This window comes from Mycobacterium sp. (assembly GCF_049281135.1).
Taxonomy (GTDB): domain Bacteria; phylum Actinomycetota; class Actinomycetes; order Mycobacteriales; family Mycobacteriaceae; genus Mycobacterium.
On sequence record NZ_JBAPRN010000406.1, the window covers coordinates 1 to 6,121 of the forward strand.

General features: G+C 64.7%; 2 protein-coding genes and 2 pseudogenes. All 4 read left to right on the forward strand.

What is annotated here, in order from left to right:
• Positions 1-232, forward strand: a pseudogene (locus tag WAN02_RS16540) (hypothetical protein); the annotation flags it as partial.
• 40 nt (positions 233-272) lie between these two features.
• Positions 273-2,471, forward strand: coding sequence for a malate synthase G (locus WAN02_RS16545; RefSeq protein ID WP_422265298.1), 2,199 nt, complete (start codon positions 273-275; stop codon positions 2,469-2,471).
• 75 nt (positions 2,472-2,546) lie between these two features.
• Entirely contained in the window at positions 2,547-4,667 is a 2,121-nt protein-coding gene (locus WAN02_RS16550) for a substrate-binding domain-containing protein (RefSeq protein WP_422265300.1), read from the forward strand.
• 420 nt (positions 4,668-5,087) lie between these two features.
• Positions 5,088-6,121: pseudogene (locus WAN02_RS16555) on the forward strand (hypothetical protein); the annotation flags it as partial.

The window sequence follows — 6,121 nt, forward strand, 5'->3', positions numbered from 1 at the left end:
AATAGGTAGGGACCTGTACAAATGGGCGTACAAGTTGAGTCCGCTGATCGACTCAGCGACGCTGCTCGACTGCCTGGAGCTGGCTGAGGCGGCACGCGAGATCGACATGCGAGCCAGCGTTGCCAGAAGGCGATCGCCACACGTGCCGAACCGTTGCGGCCAGAGCTGCTGGCGCGGTGTGACCTGCTGCTGCATGCCGCCGGTTGCCGGTAGTCCAACTACTGGCCGGTAGGCTGAGATGTGATTTCGATAGGTAAGTGCGGAGGGAAATGATGACGGATCGTGTGTCGGTGGGGAACCTGCGCGTCGCTCAAGCGCTGTACGACTTCGTCAACACCGAGGCTTTGCCCGGCACCGACATAGACCCGGACAGCTTCTGGGCAGGCGTCGACAAGGTGGTCACCGACCTGCAGCCGCAGAACCAGGACCTGCTGGCGCGCCGCGATCAGCTGCAGGCCCAGATCGACAAGTGGCACCGCCAGCACGTCATCGAGCCGCTCGACCCCGAGGCATACCGGGAGTTCCTCACCGAGATCGGTTACCTGCAGCCAGAACCGGCTGATTTCACCATCACCACCGCGGGTGTCGACGACGAGATCACCACTACGGCCGGCCCGCAGCTGGTGGTGCCGGTGCTCAACGCGCGGTTTGCACTGAACGCGGCCAACGCCCGCTGGGGCTCGCTGTACGACGCGCTGTACGGCACCGACGTGATCCCGGAAAGCGACGGCGCCGACAAAGGCACCAGCTACAACCGGGTCCGCGGCGACAAGGTGATCGCGTACGCCCGCAAGTTCCTCGACGAGGCGGTTCCGTTGTCGTCGGGCTCGTGGACCGACGCGACGGGACTCAGCCTCGAGGACGGCCAGCTGCAGGTCGCGACCGCCGAAGGCGCGGTCGGCCTGGCCAGCCCGGAGAAGTTCATCGGCTACACCGGCGAGCTCGGCTCCCCCGACTGGTCGGTGCTGCTGGTCAACCACGGGCTGCACATCGAGATCCTGGTCGACCCGGAATCGCCGGTCGGCAAGACCGACGCCGCCGGCATCAAGGACGTCGTCCTGGAGTCGGCGATCACCACGATCATGGACTTCGAGGACTCGGTGGCCGCCGTCGACGCCGACGACAAGGTGCTCGGCTACCGCAACTGGCTTGGGCTGAACCGGGGTGACCTGTCGGAGGAGGTCGACAAGGGCGGCAAGACCATCCACCGCGTGCTCAATCAGGACCGCACCTATAAGACGCCGGCTGGCGGCGAGCTGACCCTGCCCGGCCGCAGCTTGCTGTTCGTGCGCAACGTCGGCCACTTGATGACCAACGACGCCATCGTCGTGAGCGACGGCAACGGCGCTGAACACGAAGTGTTCGAAGGCATCCAGGATGCGCTGTTCACCGGTCTGACCGCGATTCACGGCCTGAAGACCGGCGACGGCAACGGGCCGCTGACAAACAGCCGCACCGGGTCGATCTACATCGTCAAGCCGAAGATGCACGGGCCGGACGAGGTCGCGTTCACCTGCGAGCTGTTCAGCCGCGTCGAGGACGTCCTCGGCTTGCCGCAGGGCACGCTGAAGGTCGGCATCATGGACGAGGAGCGCCGCACCACGGTCAACCTCAAGGCGTGCATCAAAGCCGCCGCGGACCGGGTCGTGTTCATCAACACCGGCTTCCTGGACCGCACCGGCGACGAGATCCACACCTCGATGGAAGCGGGTCCGATGATCCGCAAGGGTGCGATGAAGAGCACCACCTGGATCAAGGCCTACGAGGACAACAACGTCGACACCGGGCTCGCCGCCGGCTTCAAGGGCAGAGCACAGATCGGCAAGGGCATGTGGGCCATGACCGAGCTGATGGCCGACATGATGGAGCAGAAGATCGGCCAACCGAAGGCCGGCGCCACCACGGCGTGGGTGCCCTCGCCGACAGCGGCCACGTTGCACGCGATGCACTACCACTACGTGGATGTGGCTGCGGTGCAGGAAGAGCTCCAGGGCAAGAAGCGCGCGACCATCGACGAGCTGTTGACGGTCCCGCTGGCCAAGGAATTGGCCTGGGCGCCCGAAGAGATCCGCGAAGAGGTCGACAACAACTGCCAGTCGATCCTGGGTTATGTGGTGCGCTGGATCGACGCGGGTGTGGGCTGCTCGAAGGTGCCCGACATCCACAACGTCGCGTTGATGGAAGACCGGGCCACGCTGCGGATTTCCAGCCAGTTGTTGGCCAACTGGCTCCGGCATGGCGTCATCACCGAAGAGGATGTTCGCGCTAGCCTGGAACGAATGGCTCCGCTGGTGGACGAGCAGAACGCCGGTGACTCCGGGTATCTGCCGATGGCTCCCAACTTCGACGACAGCATCGCCTTCCTGGCCGCCCAGGAGCTGATCCTGGAGGGCGCTCAGCAACCCAGCGGGTACACCGAGCCGATTCTGCACCGGCGCCGGCGCGAATTTAAGGCCCGCGCCCATGAGTGAGGTCGGTCCGGGGAGCATCGACTAGCCCCATGACTAGACGTTGCAGGCACCTCCAGCGCCCAGGAGAGGACCGGCATGGGTAGGCACAGAGCCCCTGATGACGACGAGTCGTCCGACGAATCGTCGGACGACTATCCCGGGCCGGAGGATTTCGGGGACGCCGGCGGCTATCACGAACCCGGGAATTTCCCGCCCGATGAACCGTCCTACACCGATTCCTTCTCCGTACCGCGTTATCCGACCCGGCCGCCCGAGGAGTTTCACGACGACTTCGACGACCACCGAGGGTTTTTCGACTTCGACGACCCCGCGGACGATCATCGCGACGACTTCGCCCACCCGGAGCAACCCCAGCGGGACCTTCCCCCCGCCGACATCGATCCGCCGGACGACTTCCCCGGCTTCCCGCGACGCGACCAAGGGCCACCGCCCCCGCCGTCGCAGACCGGCGGCCATCGAGGCCTGCCCGGGTTTGGTGGCGGTCACCGCAACGAGGCCGGCCGGCGCGGCGTCAGCATCGGGGTGATCGCCGCCCTGATCACTGTCGTCGTTGTCGTCGGCGTGGTCATCCTGTGGCGTTTCTTCGGCGATGCACTGTCCAACCGCTCGCACAGCGCGCGATGCGTCGGCGAAAAACAGCCCGTCGCTGTCATCGCCGATCCGTCGATCACCGACCAGGTGCAGCATCTCGCCGAGCGCTTCAACTCCATTGCCGCACCGGTCGGCGACCACTGCGTCTCGGTCGGGGTCAAATCCGCCGGCTCCGACGCCGTCGTCGACGGCTTCATCGGGAAATGGCCGGGAGAGCTGGGCCAACGACCGGCGCTGTGGATTCCCGGCAGCTCGGTATCGGCCGCGCGGCTGACCGCCGCGGCGGGCAAGGAGACCGTTACCGACAGCCGGTCGCTGGTCACCTCGCCGGTGGTGCTCGCGGTGCGACCCGAACTTCAAAAAGCGCTCGGCGATCAGAAGTGGGCGACGCTGCCCGATCTGCAGATCAAGCCGGATTCGTTGGCGGCATTGAAGCTGCCGGCGTGGGGTTCGCTGCGTCTGGCGTTGCCACTCGGCGGCAACAGCGACGCCGCGTACCTCGCCGGCGAGGCGGTGGCGGCGGAATCCGTGCCGCAAGGTGCGCCGCCGACCGACGGCAGCGGCGCGGTGCGCACACTGATCGGCGGTCAGCCCAAGCTGCCCGACAACTCGCTGGACGAGGCGATGAAAGCGCTGCTGACGTCCGGTGATGCGGCGACTGCGCCGGTGCATGCGGTGGTCACGACCGAACAGCAACTGTTCGCCCGCGGTCAGTCGTTGCCTGATGCGGGAAGCGCGCTGAGTTCGTGGCTTCCGCCGGGCCCGGCTGCGGTCGCCGACTACCCCACTGTTCTGCTCAGTGGATCGTGGCTGTCGCAGGAACAGGTGACGGCTGCCAGCGAGTTCGCCCGGTTTATGCACAAGCCCGACCAACTGGCCGAGCTGGCCAAGGCCGGGTTCCGCGCCGAGGGCAACAAGTCGCCGAAGAGCGATGTCATCAGCTTCCCGGCGCTGCCGTCGACGCTGTCGGTCGGTGACGACGGAACGCGCGCGGCCCTGGCCAACGTGGTGTCGGCGCCGGCGAGCGCACCGGCAGCGATCATCATGCTCGAGCAGTCGATGGTCACCGAAGAGGGCGACAAGACCCGGCTGGGCAATGTCGTCGCTGCGCTCGACGACCGCATCAAGTCACTGTCGCCCAGTGCCGTGATCGGGCTGTGGACGTTCGACGGTAAGGAAGGTCGCTCGGAGGTGTCGGCCGGCCCGCTGAGCGATCAGGTCGACGGCAAGCCGCGGTCGGATGTGTTGCTGGGGGCGCTGGATCGACAGCACGCCTCGTCAGGCGGGGCGGTGTCGTTCACCACGCTGCGGCTGATTTACCAGAGCGCGTTGGCCAATTTCCATGCCGGACAGACGAATTCGGTACTGGTGATTACGGCCGGGCCGCACAGCGATCAGAGTCTTGGCAGCGAGGGACTGCAAGAATTCATCAAGCAGAGCGCCGACCCGGCCAAGCCGGTCGCGGTCAACGTCATCGACTTCGGGTCCGACTCCGACCGGGCGACCTGGGAGGCTGTCGCGAAGCTCTCCGGCGGCAGCTACCAGAACCTGGCCACTTCGGCGTCACCGGACCTGGCCACCGCGGTAACCAAGTTTCTGAGCTGACTCGCTCGTTACGCGGGCGACTCGCGGTGCTTCTGTGAAGGAGTTCGAATAGCTCAGCTTATTTTCGATCGGTCAGCACCAATCTGGCGATCGATTTCGCGACGACCGTTCGGGCCGGCAGACGCCTCTAAAGAGGATCAAGGAGGACTAGCGATCCAGGGAGTAGACGGCCCCGCACGGCGACAGGTTGATAAGTAGCGACACATCCCTCGCGCTCCGTCCAAACGTCGGGTGGTTAAGCCGCCTCGGGCAGTCGTTTGTTTGCTAGTCCAATGAATCGGACGAAGGATCCGAATACATGGACAACCTTAGTTTTATTGGGCACACGGCCAATTTTTCGGTGTTTCTTATCTGAATTTCAGGTACAGTGCCGTCAACCCTGTGAGGTGCATCACACAGAAATTGGGAGGATGAATCGTTATGCAAGAAGCACTCCGCCCCTATGCCACCGCTGGCATAGCTCTGGTTGGCGCCAGCATGATCGCTGTGACGCCAATGGTGACGCCGCCCCCCGCCCCGCAGGTGCGATCGGTGAAACTGGTCGACGCGTGGTCGGAGCTCATCAGCAACACGACCGCCAACGTCGACAGCATCATCAGCAATGCCAGCTCGTCGGACATCACGCAGCTCTTCAGCCAGCTCGCCACCAACCCGTTCGGTGTGATTGAAGCGTTGGCGAACTTCGACCCGACCGTCACCACGGACCTCACATCGCTGCCCGCCACGATCTCGGTCGAATTGCCGCCGGGGCTCGAGCTCGCAATCGCCGGCCTCGGGGCGACGGGCGCGACGTTGACCACGCTCGAGACCGTTGCCCAACAGCTGCAGACTGACCCGTCGTTGACCAACCTCTCTGAGGGCCTGGCCACCGTCCTGAACGCCGACCTCAACGGCACAGACAGCATCAGCCTGCTGGGCGGTGCCATCACCATTCCGCTCTACAACGGCCTGCTCGCCCCTGAAACATCCGCGGACATCAACATCAGCCTGACCAGCCTGATCGACGCGCTGGGCCTGGGCAACACGCCCCTGACCGACCTCGACCTCAGCAACTTGTTGAGCCAACTCGGGCTCGGTGATCTGAACCTCGGCTCGCTGTTCGGCGACCTGGGACTGAGCGACAAAGGCCTGGGCACAGTGCTTGCGGACCTGACCAATCCAATAACCACGCTGAGTGGGTTGCTGAACCTCCTCGGTCTCAACGGCCTGGATTTGCCCAGCCTCAGCCTGACGAACATTTTGAGTGGTCTGGGTCTGGACACCAACGTGGCCTTGAACAACCTGAATCTGGACCAGGTGCTGACCGACTTCGATATCAACCCGACCGCCGACGTCGGACTGGTCGGATTCCTAAACGACGTGGGCCTCAGCGGCCTGACCAGTGAGAGTTTAGGTTCATTGCTGGGGACGACTGCTCTGGACAGCATCGTCACCAACATCGTCAACAGCATCCT

What these genes read in the sequence shown, in the direction of transcription:
- WAN02_RS16545 (WP_422265298.1), top strand. Translation starts at nt 273, where the DNA reads ATGACGGATCGTGTGTCGGTGGGGAACCTGCGCGTCGCTCAAGCGCTG.
- WAN02_RS16550 (WP_422265300.1), top strand. Translation starts at nt 2,547, where the DNA reads ATGGGTAGGCACAGAGCCCCTGATGACGACGAGTCGTCCGACGAATCG.